The sequence below is a fragment of the Stenotrophomonas sp. YJH_SMC_101-4 genome, assembly GCF_059370395.1.
Map to the genome: position 1 here is coordinate 1 of NZ_JCAFTP010000001.1, position 18,444 is coordinate 18,444.

Annotated in this window: 14 protein-coding genes and 1 pseudogene; 9 read left to right on the plus strand and 6 right to left on the minus strand. The window is 65.6% G+C overall.

Translation table 11 applies throughout. The annotated features are described in order from the left end of the window. Nucleotides 1–412: 412 nt before the first annotated feature. Together AC5P8D_RS00005 and AC5P8D_RS00010 are read right to left on the minus strand one after the other, a co-directional pair. Nucleotides 413–958, minus strand: coding sequence for a WG repeat-containing protein (locus AC5P8D_RS00005; protein WP_049454980.1), 546 nt, complete (start codon nucleotides 956–958; stop codon nucleotides 413–415). Further along, on the minus strand, nucleotides 955–2,661 hold the full coding sequence (locus tag AC5P8D_RS00010) for an alkaline phosphatase (RefSeq protein ID WP_057502494.1): 1,707 nt from the start codon (nucleotides 2,659–2,661) through the stop codon (nucleotides 955–957). The genes AC5P8D_RS00005 and AC5P8D_RS00010 overlap by 4 nt, the downstream gene beginning before the upstream one ends. 154 nt (nucleotides 2,662–2,815) lie before the next feature. Between AC5P8D_RS00010 and AC5P8D_RS00015 the strand changes: the two genes are divergently transcribed. Further along, on the plus strand, nucleotides 2,816–4,150 hold the full coding sequence (locus AC5P8D_RS00015) for a dicarboxylate/amino acid:cation symporter (RefSeq protein WP_019338617.1): 1,335 nt from the start codon (nucleotides 2,816–2,818) through the stop codon (nucleotides 4,148–4,150). A 259-nt stretch (nucleotides 4,151–4,409) separates the two neighbouring features. On the opposite strand, the gene AC5P8D_RS00020 is transcribed toward AC5P8D_RS00015, so the two are convergent. Beyond that, complete coding sequence (locus AC5P8D_RS00020; protein ID WP_010482985.1) at nucleotides 4,410–5,183, minus strand: C40 family peptidase; 774 nt, start codon at nucleotides 5,181–5,183, stop codon at nucleotides 4,410–4,412. Nucleotides 5,184–5,314: 131 nt separating this feature from the next. Next, complete coding sequence (locus AC5P8D_RS00025; RefSeq protein ID WP_026347086.1) at nucleotides 5,315–5,854, minus strand: C40 family peptidase; 540 nt, start codon at nucleotides 5,852–5,854, stop codon at nucleotides 5,315–5,317. A gap of 111 nt (nucleotides 5,855–5,965) precedes the next feature. Between AC5P8D_RS00025 and AC5P8D_RS00030 the strand changes: the two genes are divergently transcribed. The 7 genes from AC5P8D_RS00030 to AC5P8D_RS00060 all read left to right on the plus strand — a co-directional run bounded on the left by AC5P8D_RS00030 (nucleotide 5,966) and on the right by AC5P8D_RS00060 (nucleotide 12,594). Then, complete coding sequence (locus AC5P8D_RS00030; protein ID WP_010482989.1) at nucleotides 5,966–6,448, plus strand: FKBP-type peptidyl-prolyl cis-trans isomerase; 483 nt, start codon at nucleotides 5,966–5,968, stop codon at nucleotides 6,446–6,448. A 99-nt stretch (nucleotides 6,449–6,547) separates the two neighbouring features. After that, entirely contained in the window at nucleotides 6,548–7,792 is a 1,245-nt protein-coding gene (locus tag AC5P8D_RS00035; protein ID WP_043401121.1) for a DUF418 domain-containing protein, read from the plus strand. Nucleotides 7,793–7,795: 3 nt separating this feature from the next. After that, on the plus strand, nucleotides 7,796–9,046 hold the full coding sequence (locus tag AC5P8D_RS00040; RefSeq protein ID WP_043401124.1) for an NAD(P)/FAD-dependent oxidoreductase: 1,251 nt from the start codon (nucleotides 7,796–7,798) through the stop codon (nucleotides 9,044–9,046). Further along, the gene (gene gorA, locus AC5P8D_RS00045; protein ID WP_414614934.1) at nucleotides 9,043–10,401 is read left to right on the plus strand and encodes a glutathione-disulfide reductase; all 1,359 of its coding nucleotides are present in this window, start codon (nucleotides 9,043–9,045) and stop codon (nucleotides 10,399–10,401) included. Before AC5P8D_RS00040 ends, gorA begins: the two co-directional genes overlap by 4 nt. A 160-nt stretch (nucleotides 10,402–10,561) precedes the next feature. Further along, nucleotides 10,562–11,482 carry a DMT family transporter gene (locus AC5P8D_RS00050; protein WP_414614933.1) on the plus strand — a complete coding sequence of 307 codons (921 nt, stop codon included), beginning with the start codon at nucleotides 10,562–10,564 and terminating at the stop codon, nucleotides 11,480–11,482. Then, complete coding sequence (locus AC5P8D_RS00055) at nucleotides 11,479–11,817, plus strand: MGMT family protein (RefSeq protein WP_224329410.1); 339 nt, start codon at nucleotides 11,479–11,481, stop codon at nucleotides 11,815–11,817. Before AC5P8D_RS00050 ends, AC5P8D_RS00055 begins: the two co-directional genes overlap by 4 nt. Before the next feature lie 93 nt (nucleotides 11,818–11,910). Further along, nucleotides 11,911–12,594 (plus strand): rhomboid family intramembrane serine protease, encoded by a 684-nt coding sequence (locus AC5P8D_RS00060; protein WP_049482152.1) that lies wholly within the window; start codon nucleotides 11,911–11,913, stop codon nucleotides 12,592–12,594. A gap of 104 nt (nucleotides 12,595–12,698) precedes the next feature. Here the strand turns inward: AC5P8D_RS00060 and AC5P8D_RS00065 are convergent. Beyond that, nucleotides 12,699–14,293, minus strand: a pseudogene (locus AC5P8D_RS00065) (phytoene desaturase family protein). 76 nt (nucleotides 14,294–14,369) lie between these two features. Beyond that, nucleotides 14,370–14,864: a VOC family protein gene (locus AC5P8D_RS00070; RefSeq protein WP_049482148.1), complete on the minus strand. Its 495-nt coding sequence runs from the start codon at nucleotides 14,862–14,864 to the stop codon at nucleotides 14,370–14,372. Nucleotides 14,865–15,183: 319 nt separating this feature from the next. On the opposite strand from AC5P8D_RS00070, the gene AC5P8D_RS00075 reads away from it, so the two are divergent. After that, nucleotides 15,184–18,207: a TonB-dependent receptor gene (locus tag AC5P8D_RS00075; protein ID WP_049482146.1), complete on the plus strand. Its 3,024-nt coding sequence runs from the start codon at nucleotides 15,184–15,186 to the stop codon at nucleotides 18,205–18,207. The last annotated feature ends 237 nt before the right edge of the window (nucleotides 18,208–18,444 follow it).

Here is an 18,444-nt window from a genome sequence, read left to right on the forward strand (position 1 = left end):
CGCTGCAAGTACGTCCATGTAAGCTCGGTCGCCGCATCCATGCGGCTCACGCCCCCGCAACCGGACCCACCCCGCCTTCGACAGTTTCCTGCGAACTGTCGGAATTGCTCTTGAGGTCAGATCCGTTTTCCTGTGGAAAACGGATCTGACCCCGGATTCAATTCGATATCTGACAGATCTGATCCACGCATGGCGTGGATCTACTGGCCACCGGAAAACTGTCGAAGGCGGGGCACTGTGGGTTTGCGGGGTGTGAGCCGCATGGATGCGGCGACCAAGGCTACATGGACGTACTTGCGCCGTCCCCGCAAACCCACAGTGCCCCGCCATCCCACGAAATGCACGCTGTTGCTGTTGCTTCGGCCGTTGCCGTTGCGTCTGCAGGTGCAGGGCGCAGCCCTGCCGAAAACCCCTAGTTCACCCGACGACCCGAGCGGTCGATCCGGAACCACTCTCCGCCTTCCATCGGCGTGTGGCCATCGGCATCCGGCGTGCCGCGACGGCAGCCGTTGCAGACCTCGGCCACGCCGTCGCGGAACGGCCAGGCGAAATCGAAGGTGCCGGGCACCACCTGGCGGAATGTCAGATCGAAGTAGCCCACGCGATTACCGACGCGGCCGCGCAGCAGGCCTTCTTCCGGCATCTCCGGGCCGTTGTCCCAAGTCAGCACCGGCAGGCTGCGGCCCTTGCGGTCGACGTAGTGGAAACCCTGGTCGGCATACACCACGGCCAGGCCGTGGTCATCAAAGTTCAGGTCTTTCAGGGTGTCCGGCTGGATCTTCGGCCGGTGGTCGACCACTTCGCAGTTGGGCAGCGGCCACAACCCGTGTTCGTCGGTCAGCAGCTTGCACGCCGGTGCCTGCGCCAGCGCGTTGGCACTGGCCAGCACGCCGAGCAGGGCCAGCGACCGCGCGAAGCGGCCGCTGGCAGGCGCAGGGCGGGCCTGCAGGGCGATCACTTGGCCTCGGCCTTGCGTTCGAAGGCCGTCGGCGCCGGCAGCTGCACCGGCACGCCCTTGTCATCGCAGGTGCCGGCCTGGCACAGGCGCTCGCGCAGGGCCGGGGTGGCCTGCACGATCATGTGGTAGATCGCGTTCTGTTCCAGCGTGCCGCGGATCGCCTTGCTGCCCGGGCCGCGTGCCCAGATGCCGACGTCTTCGCCGCCGTGCGACTCGGACTTCATCGGCACCAGTGCTTCCTGCATGTAGTCCGGATGCTCGGTGTCGACCTCGCGCAGGTTCGGGCGGCCGTTGGCCGGTTCGAAGCTGCTCGGGTTGTGCGGGTAGCGCTTCGGGCCGGCCGGCTGCTGGTTGCTGCTGCCGGTATGGCCCGGGCCATTGGCGTAGCTCAACGTGGTGTACGGCTGGCCGGTGCCGTCCAGCGCGTAATCCAGCTTGCCGGCGCCATCTTCGCCACCCTTGTCCTTCACCTTGCCCAGGATCGGGTTGCCGCGTGCCGGGTAGCCGACGAAGTTCAGCGTGTGCGAGTGGTCGGCGGTGACGATGATCAGGGTGTCGTCGGCCGAGGTCAGTTCGTTGGCCACGCGCACTGCATCGGACAGGGCCACGGTCTCGGTCAGTGCACGGTAGGCGTTGCCGCTGTGGTTGGCGTGGTCGATGCGCGCGCCTTCGATCATCAGTACGTAGCCTTCCTGGTGCTTCGACAGATTCCTGATCGCCGCAGCCGTCAGTTCGGCCAGGCTCGGCTCACCGCCCGGATCCTGCGGGCGCTCGTACTCGTAGCGCATGTGGTCCGGCTCGAACAGGCCAAGGATGGCCGGCGCATTGGCGGCGGCGGCCAGCTGCTTGCTGTTCCAGACGTAGGCGCCCTGCGGATGGGCCTGCTGCCATTCCTGCACCAGGCTGCGGCCGTCCAGGCGCTGGCCGACCTTGTCGTCGTACTCCGGATCGCGCTCTTCCACGGTGGTGAATTCTCCGCGGCCACCGCCGAGGGCGACCAGCGGGCCGCGGCCATAGCGCGAGGTCGACAGCAGCTGCTGGGCGATGTCCTTGCAGCCTGCCGCCTTGGCCGCTTCAGTCAGGTCGGTGTCGTTTTCCCAGTTGCGCTCGGGTGAATGTGCATAGGTGGCGGCCGGGGTGGCATGGGTCAGGCGTGCGGTGGACACCACGCCCGTGGCCAGGCCGGCGCTGTCGGCCAGCTGCAGCCAGGTCAGCAGGCCCTTGGACAGGCTGTCGGCGCAGTCGGTGCGGCTGCCGGCGCTGACGCCGATCGCGCCCATGTGGGTCTTCACGCCGGTGGTGATGGCGGTCATGGTGCCGGCCGAATCAGGGGTCTGCGAATCGGTGTTGTAGGTCTTGCTGAACGCCGTGGCCGGGAAGCGTTCCCAGGACAGCAGGTTCTCTTCGCCCGAGCCACCCTTCTGCTGGCCTTCGTAGATGCGCGAGGCGGCCACCGTGGTCAGGCTCATGCCGTCACCGAGGAACAGGATGACGTTCCTGGCCTTGCCGGACATCGCACCGTTCGCCGCGGCCTGGGCCGCGCCGCTGCGGTACCACCACTGCGGCGTCTCGCCGGCCGGGTGGGTAACGGGATCGACGGCGACCTTCAGGCCGGCCGGAGCGGACGCGGGGGCGGTGCTGGCGCAGGCGCCCAGCAGCAGGGTGGTGGCGCAGGCGGCCAACAGGGAGACGGAACGGCGCATGGACGCTGGGATCTCACAAACTGTAACGGGACGTTCATTATGCCCGCCCTCGCAAGGCACGCCGATGACACACTGATTTGCCGGCCGGGCGGTCGTTCTGCGGGCCGCCTTGGGCTATCGTGCCAGCATCCCTTCCTTCCCCTCTGGATTGCCTATGAAGCTGGTCTCTGCCTGGCTGCGGATTCCATTCTGGCAGCGCGTGGTCGGTGGCTTCGTGCTCGGCGCGCTGGCCGGCTGGGCGCTCGGCCCGGCCGCGGAAACGTGGTTCGGCCCGCTCGGCGAGCTGTACGTCACCCTGATCAAGATGATCGCGGTGCCGCTGGTGTTCTTCGCGGTCATCAACGCGATCTCGTCGCTGCACGGCCAGAAATCGGTCGCCGCGCTCAGTGGCCGCACCTTCCTGTGGTTCGTGATCACCGCTGCGCTGGCGGTGTGCGTCGGTCTGGGCGTGGGCACCGTGCTGCAGCCCGGCGCCGGTGGCCTGCAACTGACGATGGCCAGCAACTACGTGCCGCGTGAAGTGCCCAGCGTGGTGCAGGTGCTGCTGGATGTGGTGCCGGCCAATGTCTTCTACGCGCTGTCCGGCATCGGCACCAAGGTCAACGCCGCCGGTGAAACCGTGCTGGCCGCGGGCCGTGGCTCGATCCTGCCGGTGATCTTCTTTGCTGGTCTGGTCGGTTTCGCCATCGTCAAGCTGGGCGAGAAGGTGACCGAGGCGCGCAAGCTGGTCGGCCAGATGAGCGACATCATGATCCAGGTGACCCGCTTCGTGCTGGAAGTCACCCCGATCGGCACCTTCGGCCTGATCGCTGGCCTGGTCGGCAGCTACGGCTTCGAGAAGCTGCTGCCGCTGGGGCATTTCGTGCTGGCCCTGTACGTGGCCTGCGCCCTGCACATCGTGGTGGTCTACAGCGCGCTGCTGCTGGCGCACGGCCTGAACCCACTGAAGTTCTTCCGTGGCGCCGCGCCGGGCATGCAGGTGGCGTTTGTCAGCTCGTCCAGCTTCGCCGCGATGCCGGTGGCGCTGCGTTCGATCACCCACAACCTGGGTGTGAACAAGGACTACGGTTCGTTCGCGGTGCCGCTGGGCGCCAGCATCAAGATGGATGGCTGCGGCGCGATCTACCCGGCGCTGTGCGCGGTGTTCATCTCGCAGTACAGCGGTGTGCCGCTGACCCCGGAACAGTATGTGGTGGTGTTGATCGCCTCGGTGCTGGGCAGCTTCGGTACCGCCGGCGTGCCGGGTACTGCGGTGATCATGGCCACGGTGGTGCTGAGCGCGGCCAACCTGCCGCTGGAGACCATCGGCTACCTGTATGCCATCGACCGCATCCTGGACATGATGCGCACGATGACGAACGTGACGGGCCAGATGCTGGTGCCGGTGATCGTGGCCAAGGAGACCGGGCTGCTCGATCAGGCGGTGTATGACAATCCGTCCAGCAATGTCGGGGTGGACGATCCAGACCCGACACCGCCACGCGCCTGAGGTTGCGTGGAGATGTAAAAGGCCCGCCCTGACCCGGCGGGCCTTTTGTTTGGGAGCTGGTTGGCGCGGTGGCGGCCAAGGCGGGTCCTGGTAGATCCACGCCATGCGTGGATGGAGGCAGTGCCGACAAACGGTCGGCACCCACCAGGGCAGGCGGCGCGATGCCGACCAAGGTCGGCACCTACCGGGGGCGCAAACAAAAAAGCCGCTGCGGGGCAGCGGCTTTTTGTCTTTCAGGCGGCGCCGTAGCGCCAGCGGGTCAGAGGTCGACCCGGCGGGCCTGCATGAACTTGTTGCCCCAGTAACCACTGAGCAGGGTGTCCACGCGGACGTCCTTGCCCGAGCTCGGTGCGTGCAGGAAGCGGCCGTCACCGACATAGATGCCGACGTGGTCGACGCGGCCCTTGCGGCCGAAGAACACCAGGTCACCGGCGGCGAGCGCAGTGCGGTCGTTGATCAGCTCGGCGTTGTCATCGTGGGCCATCTCGCGCGAGACGCGCGGCAGCTCGATGCCCAGCGCCGAGCGGAACACGTAGCCGACCAGGCCGCTGCAGTCGAAGCCGCTGTCCGGGTTGCTGCCACCCCAACGGTACGGGGTGCCCAGCAGGGTCATCGCTCGGCGCAGCAGCGACTGCACCTTGCCGTTATCGGCGGCGGTGCCGACAACGCTGCCATTGGCGGCGCTGCTGGTGTCGTAGTTGGCGAGCAGGCGGCTGAGATCGCCCGCCACCACGGCCGAGCGGTCCATCAGCGGAATGGTGTCATTGGCGGCCAGGTGCGGCAGCAGGGCGGCCAGCGTGGCACTGGCGGCGGCATCGACGCGGCTGCGCTGCGGAGCAGCGGCCTCGGCCTTGGTGGCCGGTCGGGCGGTGCTCTCGGCCACCGGGGCCGGGGTCACATCGGAACGATTCGGAGCAGTCTGCGACCAGGCCGGAAGGCTGGTCAGACAGAGTGCCAGGCCAAGCAACAGCGGGCGGGCACTACGTGAAGATACGGAAGTCTGGCCTTCGCTTTTCAGGTCGTCAGTCGTCACGCGTCGGTCACAGGAAAAAAACGATGGGGCATCATGCCCTGTAAACGCGGCAATAAGTTAAAAATTCCGTTAGTAAACCGTTAGTTTCGTGGTGATGGACGTCACAGTTTTAAACATATCACCTGTTCATTTTAGCGAAGGACGCGTTTCGCCCCTGTGTAGTGGTCCTTCCAGTAGGGACCGCTGAGCGAGTCGAGGCGTACCGTGCCGCCGGTGCTCGGCGCGTGCACGAAGCGCCCTTCACCCACATAGATACCGACATGGGTGACGCTGCCGCGGCTGCCGAAGAACACCAGGTCTCCGGTGGCCAGGCGCTGCGGGTCGATCTTCGGGCCCTGTACCGCCGCCAGGTCGCGCGAGGTGCGCGGCAGCCGCAGGTCCAGCATCTCGCGATAGACATAGGCGACCAGGCCGCTGCAGTCGAAGCCCGAATCCGGGGTGTTGCCGCCATAGCGGTAGGGCGTGCCGACCAGGCTGATGGCGCGCATCAGCACCGAGTTGGCCGCCTCGGGGTTGTCCGGCACGGTCTTTGGCCAGTTCGCCGTGGGCGGGGGCGGGGCCGGGCGGGTGGCCTTGCCACCGCCACAGGCGGTCATCAACAGGGGCAGGGCCAGCAGCAGGGCCGGGGCGAGAAACCGGCGCTGGCCGGACGAAACTGGCGTGATGTGCATGATCTCCGGATAATGCGCCACCTTGGATTGGCCGTCATGATGGCGGCGTCCCCGCCGGGCGACAACCCGCCCCAACCCGCCTGCCTTCGGCAGATCCAGACAGAGTTGCGCATGAAGATCGAAAAAGACCGCGTTGTCCGCTTCCACTACACCGTTTCCGAAGTCGGCCAGGAGCCGATCGAATCGTCCAAGGACCGCGGCGAGCCGCTGGCGATCCTGATCGGCCACGGCAACATCATCCCGGGCCTGGAAAACGCCATGATGGACAAGGAAGCCGGCGCGACCTTCAGCGTCGACGTCACTGCCGCTGATGCCTACGGCGAGCGCCGCGAGGGCCTGTCCCAGCGCGTGCCGAAGAAGCACTTCGGCAACACCAAGCTGGCCCCGGGCCAGCAGGTCGTGCTGCAGACCAACTTCGGCCCGCGTGCGGTGACCGTGCAGAAGGTCGGCATGAGCGTCGTCGACGTCGACCTGAACCACCCGATGGCTGGCAAGGACCTGCATTTCGACGTCGAAATCGTTGACGTGCGTGAAGCCGGCAAGGAAGAGATCGACCACGGCCACGTCCACGGCGACGGCGGCCACCACCACTGATCGCAGCGCGATCGTGATGGCAGCAACGGCCCGCTTCGGCGGGCCGTTGCGTTTCTGGAACACGACGCGGCCATCCATGGCGTGTGGGCCGACGGCATAATGGCGGACCTGCCTGACGGATGCCCCGTGAACGCCGCTTCTCCTTCCCTGCAGCCGATGGCTTCCGGCGAACGCATCGCCATACTGGACGTGCTGCGCGGTGCGGCGTTGCTGGGCATCCTGCTGATGAACATCGAGGCCTTCAGCGGACCGCTGGACCTGGCTTTCACTGGCATCGACGTGCACTGGCAGGGCATCGACTACTGGGCCGATGCCTTTGTGTACGTGTTCGTGCAGGGCAAGTTCTTCACCCTGTTCTCGCTGCTGTTCGGCGCCGGCTTCGCGGTGATGGCGCAGCGCGCCGAGGCCGCCGGGCGCGACTTCACCCCGTTCTACCTGCGCCGCAGCGCTGGCCTGTTGCTGATCGGCCTGTGCCACGCGCTGCTGGTCTGGTCCGGCGACATCCTGGTGATGTACGCGCTGGTCTCGTTGCCGCTGCTGGCCTGCCGCGAGGCGCCGCGCAGCTGGCTGCCGTGGATGGGCGTGACGGTGTACCTCGGCGGTATAGCGATGATGCTGCTGGTGGGCGCGATGGTGTCGATGGCTTCGACGGAAGACGTACAGAAGATGCTCGCCGACGCGCAGCAGAGCATCGAGCTGCAGCGCCTGGTGTACGGGCACGGCAGCTGGATGCAGGCCAATGCGCAGCGGCTGAGCGAGTTCGGCACGTCGATGGGCGCGCTGCTGATCACCGGCCCGGAGGTGCTGGGCATGTTCCTGATCGGCAGCTGGTTTGCCGGCAGTGGCGCGCTGGCGGCGCCGGAGCGCTTCCCGCGGCTGTACGCGACGCTGCGCTGGATTGCGTTGCCGCTGGGCCTGCTGGTCACGTTGATCGGTGTTGCCTGGAAACCCTACCTTGCACCGGGTGCCTACAATCTGCCGGTGACAGCCGCAATGGCACTGGTGACGATCGGTGGCCTGCCGATGTGCCTGGGCTACCTGGCGTGGATCGTGCATTGGCGTGCGCGGTTGGCCTGGCTGGCACCGGTCGGGCGCATGGCGTTGACCCACTACCTGGGCCAGTCGCTGCTGTGCACCTGGGTGTTCTACCACTACGGCCTGGGCGCGTTCGAAATGATGCCACGCAGCGTGCAGCTGCTGTTCGCACTGCTGTTGTTTGCCGTGCAGGTGGCCCTTTCACACGTCTGGTTGCGCCGCTTCCGCTTTGGCCCGATGGAATGGTTGTGGCGCGCGATGACCTACCGGCAGTGGCCGCCGATGCGGCGCGAGGCCGGGCAGGGCTGATCGATGCAGGGCGCGCGCGAGGATGTGATCGTGGTGGGCGCCGGTGCCATCGGCCTGGCCACCGCGCTTGCGCTGTGCGCGAACGGCCGGCAGGTCCGTATGATCGAGCGGGGACGCGTGGGTGCGGCGACTTCGCATGGCAACTGCGGCACCATCACCCCCAGCCACGCGCCACCGCTGGCAGCGCCTGGTGTGCCGTTACGGGCGCTGCGCTGGATGCTCGATCCGCGTGCGCCGCTGTACGTCCGTACACGCCTCGACCCTGCATTGTGGCGCTGGCTGCTGCAGTTCGGGGCGCGCTGCAACGCGCGTGACTGGCTGCACTCCACGCGGGCACGCGGCGCACTGTTGAATGATTCACGGCTGCGCCTGGCGCAGTGGGTGCGGACGCATGCGCTGGACTGCGAGTTCGAGGCGCGCGGTCTGGACTATGTGTTCGGTGACGCCCGCAATTTCGATCACCATGCAGCCGAGTGTGAGGCGCTGAACGCGCAGGGCATCGCCACGGTGCGCATCGATGGGGCCGACTACGCGCGCGACAATCCAGCGTTCCATGATCGCCTTGCCGGTGCGATCCACTTCCCCGGCGATGCGCAGCTGCGTCCGGACCGCTACACCGCCGAACTGGCGCGCGTGCTGCGCGCACAGGGCGTGGTGATCGAAGAGCACTCGGACATGCGGGATTTCAGCGCCGACGCGCAGGGTGTGCGCGTGCACGTCGGCGAACGCACGCTGCACGCACGCGAGCTGGTGCTGGCGACCGGGCCGTGGTCACCGCGCTGGGCACGGCAACTGGATCTGCGCGTGCCGATCCAGCCCGGCAAGGGCTATTCGCTGACCTGGTCGCGACCGGCGCAGGTGCCGCAGCGCCCAGTCGTGCTGAAGGACCATTCCGTGTTCGTGATTGCCTGGCGTGAAGCACTGCGACTGGGCGGCACCATGGAATTCGCCGGTGCCGACCCGCAGCTGCGCACGACCCGCCTGCAGGCCCTGCAGCACGCTGCCGACCACTACCTGCGCGCGCCGCGTGGTGCGCAGCTGCAGGAGCAGTGGTGCGGTTGGCGTCCCATGAGCGTGGACGATGTGCCGTTGATCGGCCGCGCGCCCGCACATCCTCACGTCTGGCTTGCAGCGGGGCATGGCATGCTCGGCATCAGCATGAGCGCCGGCACCGGCCAGCTGATCGCCGATCTCGTCTGCGGCCGCACGCCGGCGATCGATCCTGCCCCTTACCGACCCGAGCGATTCCGATGAGCACTGCACCCTATGATTACGACCTGATCGTCCTTGGCGGCGGTTCCGCCGGCCTGGCTGGCGCGATCCGCGCCGCGCAGCACGGCAAGCGCGTGGCGATGCTGGAGCCTGGCGAACTGGGCGGAACCTGCGTCAATGTCGGCTGCGTGCCGAAGAAAGCCATGTGGCTGGCGGCCGACCTGCACGAGCGCATCGGCCTGGCCAGTGCGATGGGCTTCGATGTCGAAGCGCGCCCGGCGCTGTCGTGGAAGGAACTAGTGATCCATCGCCAGGCCTATATCAGCAACATCCACACCAGCTACCACAAGCGCCTGGACGAAACCGGCGTGGTGCGCATTCCGGCGCGCGGTCATCTGCTCGATGCGCACACCGTGGCCTGCAGCGATGGTGTGCGTTACAGCGCCGAGCACATCCTGATCGCCACCGGCGCGCACCCGCTGCGGCCCGACATTCCCGGCGCGGAACTGGGTCTGGTCTCCGATGATTTCTTCGATCTGCGCGCGGCACCTGCCGAGGTGGCGATCATCGGTGGCGGCTACATCGCGGTGGAGCTGGCCGGCCTGCTGCAGGCACTGGGCAGCAAGGTCAGCCTGCTGGTGCGCGGCAAGCGCCTGTTGGAGCGCTTCGACTACGAGCTGACTGATCAGTTGGCCGAAAACCTCAAGCAACAGGGCGTGCGCATCCATTTCGGCTATCGCCTGCGCGAACTGCAGCGCGATGGCGAGCGTGTGCGTGCATTCGGCCATGATGGCCCGCTCGACAGCGTGTTCGACGCGGTGTTCTTTGCCACCGGCCGGCGCGGCAACAGCCGTGACCTCGGCCTGGAAGCGCTCGGCATCGGCATCGGTGAGCACCAGCAGGTGGAGGTGGACGAATGGCAGACCACCAGCGTGCCGAACGTGCATGCGGTGGGTGACATCGCCGGCAAGGTTGGCCTGACCCCGGTGGCGGTGGCCGCGTCGCGGCGGCTGATGGACCGCCTGTTCGGTGGCCGGCCGCAGTCGAAGATGGATTATGAGAACGTGGCCAGCGTGGTGTTCTCGCATCCGCCGCTGGGCGCGGTGGGCATGAGCGAAGAAGAGGCGCGCGCCCGTTTCGATCAGGTGAGTGTGTATCACAGCCGTTTCCGCCCGATGCTGCAGGCGCTGGCCAACGGCACCCAGCGCAGCCTGTTCAAGATGGTCTGTGCTGGTCCGGAAGAGCGGGTGGTGGGCATCCACCTTCTGGGCGAAGCGGCCGACGAGATCCTGCAGGGCTTCGCGGTTGCGGTGAAGATGGGCGCGACCAAGGCCCAGTTCGACGACACCGTGGCGATCCACCCGACCTCGGCCGAGGAAGTGGTGCTGATGCGCTGACCTGGGCGGTTGTAGAGCCGAGCCTATGCTCGGCTGCATTCCGTGCAGACATGGTGCAGCCGAGCGCAGGCTCGGCTCTACAGGGCACCTGGCGCCCCCATGCGATACTGGGCGCCCCCATGCGTTTCCGGGCCGCTCCATGCGGCCCGCCGTCGTCCTGATGTCCAGCCCCGCTTCCCGTATCGCCACCGCTTCCCCGCGCATCGCGCTGGGGGGTATCGGCCTGGCCGCGATCGGCGCCATCGCCGCCTCCGGCAAGGCCATCATCGTCAAGCTCGGCCTGCGCCACGGCGTCGATGCCACCACGCTGCTCGCCCTGCGCATGCTGATGGCGCTGCCGCTGTTCGTGCTGATGGCACTGTGGGCTGCGCGCCGGGCAGAGCCGCTGTCCTGGGCAGACCGCGCCCGCGTGCTGTGGCTGGGCTTCACCGGCTACTACCTGTCCAGCCTGCTCGATTTCCAGGGCCTGCAGTACATCAGCGTGACCCTGGAGCGGCTGATTCTTTACTTGAACCCGACCCTGGTGCTGCTGATCAACGTGCTGCTGGCACGGCAGCGGCCGGGCCGCTGGCAGATCGGTGCGCTGGTGCTGAGCTATCTGGGCGTGCTGCTCGCCTTCGGCCACGATCTGCAGCGCGAGGGCGGGCAGATCATCGTCGGCAGCCTGCTGGTGCTGGGCAGTGCGCTCAGCTACGCGCTGTACCTGTTCGGCAGCGGGCAGGTGGTGGCACGCATCGGCGCGGTGCGGTTGACCGCCTACGCCAGCTGCGTGGCCAGCGTGCTGGTGCTGCTGCACTTCGCGGTGACCCACCCGCTGCCGTTGCTGTGGCAGGCGCCGGCAGCAGTGCAGTGGCTGTCGCTGGTCAATGCCACCGTGTGCACGGTGCTGCCGGTGCTGGCGATCATGCTGGCGGTGCAGCGCGTGGGTTCGTCGCTGGCCGCGCAGGTCGGTATGCTGGGCCCTGTTTCCACCATCGTGATGAGCCTATGGCTGCTCGACGAACCGATGGGGCCGGCACAGATCGCCGGCACCGTGCTGGTGCTGATCGGTGTACTACTGGTGACCCGCCTGCGGCGCTGACGCCGGAGCAGGCGCGGGCGCGCATCCTGGCGGTGATCCGCGCGATCCCGGCGGGGCAGGTGATGGGCTATGGCCAGGTGGCGATGCGTGCCGGCCTACCGGGGCGTGCGCGCTTGACCGCGCGCATCCTCGGCCAGAACGACGATCCCGACCTGCCCTGGCATCGCGTGCTGCGTTCGGACGGGCGCATTGCCATGGAAGAAGGGTCGGCTGGTTGGCGCGAGCAGTCACAACGGCTGCGTGCCGAAGGTGTGGTGGTGGAGAACGGCCGGGTGCGGATGCCGGCCACCGATCCGGCCGCGGCGCTGGATGCCGCCGTGTGGGGCCCGGGCTGAGCACCGCTGGCGACTGAACAGGCTGCGCCTGCCGGTCGCCAACAACACACGGTGCTGCGGCTATGATGGAGGCCGTTCCATGCCGGTGCTCCCATGTTCCCGCGACTGCCTACCGTCACCAAGGCCCTGTTGATCGCCAACGCGATCCTGTTCCTGCTGCAGCAGCCGTTCCTGCTCGGCATGCAGACCTTCGAGCCGTTCATGCTGCAACCGCTGCAGCAGGGCTTCGATGCGTTCTCGCCGGGCGGCAACTTCCAGCCGTGGCAGCTGCTGACCTATGGCTTCCTGCATGGCAGCTTCGGCCACCTGTTCTTCAACATGCTGGCGGTCTTCATGTTCGGCGCGCCGCTGGAGCAGACCTGGGGCGAGAAGCGCTTCCTGCTGTACTACCTGGTGTGCGTGGCTGGCGCCGGTGTCTGCCAGCTGCTGGTGGGTACCCTGCTGGAGAATCCGGCCACGGTGCTGGGCGCCTCCGGCGGCGTGTTCGGCCTGCTGCTGGCCTACGGCATGCTGTTCCCGAACCAGCGGGTGATGCTGCTGTTCCCGCCGATCCCGATGAAGGCACGGACCTTCGTGATCCTGTTCGGTGTGGGTGAGCTGGTGCTGGGCATGACCGGCTGGCAGCCGGGCGTGGCCCACTTCGCGCATCTGGGCGGCATGCTGTTCGGTTGGCTGCTGATCCGCTACTGGCGCGGGCAGCCGCCATTCAACAAGCGTCGCCCGCCCGGCCCGCCCGGCCCGCCGAAGCGCCCGAACCATCTGCGCAGCGTGAAGTGAGGCGCGATGCGCCTCGCTTCACGCGGGTAGGTGCCAACTTTGGTTGGCACACCTTGGCCAGGATCATTTGACGCGGTAGGTGCCGACCGTTGGTCGGCACGCCTTCAGAGATCCTGCAACACCACCTGCGCCGCATTGTGACCTGGCGCGCCGGTCACGCCACCACCGGGATGGGTACCCGACCCGCATAGATACAACCCGGGCAGGGCACCGCGATAGCCGGCCTGGCCAACCATCGGCCGTGCCGAGAACAACTGGTTGGCACTGAGCGCACCGTGGAAGATGTCGCCCCCGATCAGCCCGAACGTGCGCTCCAGATCCAGCGGTGACAGGACCTGGCGGCCCAGCACGCTGTCAGCGAAACCCGGTGCATACCGCTCAACGGTGGCGATCATCAGATCGGCCACTGCTTCACGACGATCATCCCAGTGACGCCCGTCGGGCAGCACCGGCGCCACGTGCTGGCAGAACAGGCTGGCGACGTGCTGCCCCGCTGGCGCCAGTGAGTCATCCAGTGTGCTGGGAATCAGCATCTCCACGATCGGTTCGCGCGACCAGCCGTCGCGCCGCGCATCCAGCCACGCGCGATCCATGTAGTCCAGGCAGGGGGCCAGGATGATGCCCGCGCTCAGGTGCGGGCCGGGGCCGGGCAGGGCGCGGAAGTCCGGCAGCCGCGACAGCGCCACGTTCATCCGGAAGGTGCCCGAGCCACAGCGCCACTGCGCCATGCGCTCGCGTGTGGCAGCCGGTACCTGCGCCGGCTCCAGCAGCTGTTCGTACAGCAGCTTCGGATTGACGTTGGCGACCACCGCGCGTGCACGCAGGGTTTCGCCGTTGGCCAGTTCCACCCCCACGGCGCGGCCCTGTTCGGTCACTACCCGTTGCACGCCGGCATCCACGCGCAGTTCCGCACCGGCCTCGCGTGCAGCGGCGGCGATGGCCTGGCTGATCGCGCCCATGCCACCGATCGCATGGCCCCACGCACCTTTCACGCCATTGCACTGGCCGAACACGTGATGCAGCAACACGTAGGCACTGCCGGGCGTGTACGGACTGGCGTAGTTGCCGACGATGCCATCGAAGCCGAACAGCGCCTTGATCGGCTCGCTCTCGAACCAGCGGTCCAGGTACTCCGCCGCCGACAGCGTGAACAGGTCCAGCAGCTCCTGTCGCAGTGGCGCATCCAACGCCGCCAGTTCGCGGCCGAGCTTTCCCATCCGCCACAGTGCGGGTAGTGCGCGCCAACCACCCGCCACGCCCAGGTCCGGTGGTGTACGCAGGGCCCACGCACGCAGCACGTCGGCGAAAATCTCCAGTCGCGCTTCATATGCGGGCAGGCGCTGTGCATCCCGCTCGGAAAATTTCGCCACCTCGGCTTGGGTGCGGCCGGGCGCCGACAACAGGTGGCGCCCGTCCGGCAATGGCAGGAAGTTGTTGACGGGGCGCGCGACGATGCGCAGCCCATGCGCAGCCCATGCGCATGCAGCTGCAGGTCGTCGATCACCTTCGGCTGCAGCAATGACACCGTGTACGACGCCACCGAGTTGCGGAAGCCGGGATGGAACTCCTCGGTGACCGCGGCGCCGCCGAGCACATCACGCCGTTCGAGCACCAGCACCTGCTTGCCGGCGCGTGCCAGATAGGCTGCACAGACCAACCCGTTGTGGCCACCGCCGATGATGATTGCATCCCAGGACATCAGCACCTCGGGAAAAGGGGACGGAGGGGATCAAGTCGCAATTCGCATGGGGTCACCGGCAATGGGGAAAAACGACTTAATCCCCTCCGTCCCCTTTTTTGATCGCTGCTTCGATGGTGGCGATGTCGATCTTCTTCATCGGCATCATCGCGTTGAAGGCGCGCTTGGCCAGTGCCTTGTCCTTGCTGGTCACCGCTTCGATCAACATGCGCGGGCTGATCTGCCAGGAGATGCCCCATCGGTCCTTGCACCAGCCGCATTGGCTCTCCTGGCCGCCATTGCCCACGATCGCGTTCCACAGGCGGTCGGTCTCGGCCTGGTCCTCGGTCTGGATCTGGAAGGAGAAGGCTTCGTTGTGCTTGAACGCGGTGCCGCCGTTGAGGCCGACGCAGGGGATGCCGCAGACGGTGAATTCGACGGTCAGAACGTTGCCTTCCTTGCCGTCGGGATAGTCGCCCGGTGCGTGATGTACGGCAATTACTGCGCTGTCGGGCAGGATACTGGCGTAGAAGGTGGCGGCCTCGAGCGCGCCGTTGTCGTACCAGACACAGATCGTGTTCTTGTGTGCCATCAGCGTGGGCTCCGCAGCGGGGGAGATACCAGCGATAGCACGTCGACCGTTAATCCGGCATCTGCTGACACTCGCACGTAAAGACGCGTCAGGGGAGGGCCGGAGATGGCTGCAAGTGACTGAAAGATAAATTAAAAGCGGATTATTTTCACTATTGTGTCGAAATTTGTCTTTCAAGATCAAATGGTTACATTTGTTCATCTGCCGTTGCGGATGCGTGATTGATGAAATTAAGATCGGGTTCAGTTGTCGTAAGGCCTTCGCTTTGCTGCAGCGCAATTGCCACAGACGCCTGATCTCACTGAATCAAGGAAACTTCATGACCAGCCGCACCAACGTTGCACGGTTGAAGCGCACCGCCCTCGCAGTCGTCCTGACCTCATTCATTGGCGCAGCCGCCGCGCAGAGCACCACCGGCTCGCTGTTCGGCAGTGCCCCCGCCGGCACCACCATTGTCGTGCAGAGCGACACCGGCCTGACCCGATCAGCGACGGTCGACAGCAGTGGACGCTACAACCTCGGTTCGTTGCCGGTAGGCAAGTACACCATTACCCAGCAGCGCGATGGCCAGATCGTCGAGCGTCGCGAGAACGTGCTGCTGAGGGTCGGCGGCGGTACCGAGGTGTCGTTTGGCGGCGGTGCGGCCGGCGCGACTACGCTTGGCACTGTGAACGTGGTTGCGGCCAACGTGCCGAAGATCGACGTCAGCAACACGGTCTCCAAGTCGGTGATCACCTCCGAGCAACTCGACGTGCTGCCCCTGGGCCGTAGCGCTGAAGCCATTGCGCTGCTGGCGCCGGGCGTGGTGTCTGGCAGTGGATCATTCACCAACGGTTCGCGGTCGGTGTTGTCGTTCGGTGGCTCCAGCGTTACCGAGAACGCCTACTACCTCAACGGCTTCAACGCGTCCAACCCGCTGAGCAACCTCGGTGGTGTCAGCCTGCCCTATGGTTCGATCGACCAGCAGGAAACCTACATGGGCGGCTACGGTGCCGGCTATGGTCGATCTACCGGTGGCGTGATCAATCAGCTGGGCAAGCGCGGTACCAACGAATGGCATTTTGGTGTGCAGGCAACGTGGGCACCCGACTCGTTGGCTGCCTCCGCGGCGACGGTGATGTATCCGGACCGCGAGTTGCCCGCAGGCTACGCCTATACCAAGGATTCGCTGCGTGGCAGCCTCTATCGCTATCGTAAGGACGATGCCGCGACTCGCACCACGTACAGCGGTTATGCCAGCGGCCCGTTGATCGAGGATCGCCTGTTCATCCACTTGGCCGCCGAGAAGGACCGTACGGAAGGCGTGTCGACGAACAGTGCTGCGGCCTCGCAACAGGTTCGCAACCACTACACGATCGACACGCCGAAGTTCTACGGCAAGATCGACTGGAACATAAACGACAGCAATACCCTTGAGTACACCCGTGTGCAGAACACCGATCGCACTGGTGGCTACTACCGGTCGTTCGAGTACGACGACCTGACCGAAGGCGATCGCACCGGGACCTTCCCGAATACCACGAAGGTCAAGGACGATTTCGATATTTTCAAGTACACCGGCTACCTGACTGATGACCTGACCCTCAGTGCGGTCTGGGGACGCAGCAAGCAGAGCAACCTGGAATCCAACCCGGCCTCGTCCGGTATCCCCTATCTCAGTGCCCCGGGTAACCAGGACCCCGCCATCACGGGCGGACGTCCGATCCGCAACAGCCAGCCTGAGCTCTATGAAAAGGCTGCAGATGCGGGCAGCAAGACGCGTGGCTTGCGACTGGATCTGCAGTATCGGATCGGTGACCACGAGCTGACCGGTGGTATCGACAACATGTACTACCAGGGGCACAACGAAGGCCAGAAGGTCACGGGCCCCGGCTACGCGTGGATCTATGGACGCGTCGAGCCCGGCGAATCGCCGAGCCCGCGCTTTGACATCGCGCCACCGCCGGGTGATGGCTACTTCGTGCAGAAGTACATCTTCTCCACCACCACCAGCATGTCGGTCAAGCAGAAGGCCTACTATCTGGAGGATCGCTGGCAAGTCACGCCGAACTGGCTGCTGACCATCGGCGTGCGCAACGACAAGTTCACCAACTACAACAGTGATGCCAGGCCTTATGTGGAGAGTGGCGATCAGTGGGCGCCGCGCCTTGGTGCAAGCTGGGACGTGTTCGGCGATTCGTCGCTGAAGTTGTTTGCCAATCTCGGCCGCTACTACCTGGCACTTCCGAACAGTGTGGCTATTCGCGGTGCTTCGGCATCGACCTTCACTCGCGAGTACTTTGCCTACAACGGCATTGATGAGAACGGTGTTCCGACGGGCCTCACCGCGCTTGGCCCGGGTCCGGTGTCGTCCAACAACGAGTATGGCCAGACCCCGGATCCGCTGTCGGTAGCTCCAACAGACCTGAAGTCGCAGTATCAGGACGAACTCATTCTTGGTTTCGAGAAGACGCTGGGTGAGCGCTGGAACTCCGGTGCCAAATTCACCTATCGCCGCCTGCAGTCGGCCATCGACGACACCTGTGACTCGGATCGTATCATCGACAAGCTGGACGCGATGGGCGTTGATTCGAGCGATCTGGTGATCCCGGGTTGCGTGATCTTCAATCCCGGCAAGACGAACACGATCATGCTCAAGCATGCCGATGGCTCGGGCTATACGCCGGTACGGATGAGTTCGGCAGACTGGGGTTTCGGGAACAAGAAGGCCAAGCGCGACTACATTGCTGTGGACCTGTTCATCGAACACCCGCTGAGTGACAAGTGGTATGGCCGCCTGGACTACACCTGGTCGCGCAACTTCGGCAATACCGAGGGCCAGGTGAAGTCGGACATCGGACAGGATGATGTATCCAAGACGCAGGACTGGGACGCCGGGGCGTTGATGGAATACGCGGGCGGGTACCTCGCCAACGACCGACGCCACCAGCTGAAGGGCTACGGTGCATACATGTTCAATGACGAGTGGTCAGCGTCGGCGACCCTGCGTATCATGTCTGGAATGCCGAAGAGCTGCCTGGGCTACTACGGCACCGATGAAAGCGATCCTCTGGGTTACGATGCAGCGTATCACTACTGTGGTGGCACGCCTTCGCGTCCGGGTGACGCCGGCCGTACGCCATGGACCACGCGCGTGGATCTGGGGGTGATGTATCGCCCTGCGTTTGCCGATCACAAGTTGGCATTCGGTCTGGATGTCTTCAATGTGCTCAATCAGCGTCGTGCCGTGCAGACCGATGCGGTATATGGGGATGCCCCCTACACTGTGTCGAACACCTACGGTATGGGCACGTACTTCAGCGCACCGCGTTCGGTCCGTGTCAGTGCGTCGTACGACTTCTGATCGTAGTCGCGTGTCGACCTCTCCATGAGATGAGTGGGACCCCGGCATTGCCGGGGTCCTTTTTTTGGAGTGACTGGCACAGGAAAAGGGCGCCCTGAAGGCGCCCTTTTCCTGTTGCCTGCCCCGTCCTGAATTGGGTTGACACCTCTTCCCTACGGAAAAGGAATGTTCAATGAAATCAACAATCAGGCGCAGCCAACGGGACTATTCGCTGGCCTTCAAGCTGTCGGTGGTCGA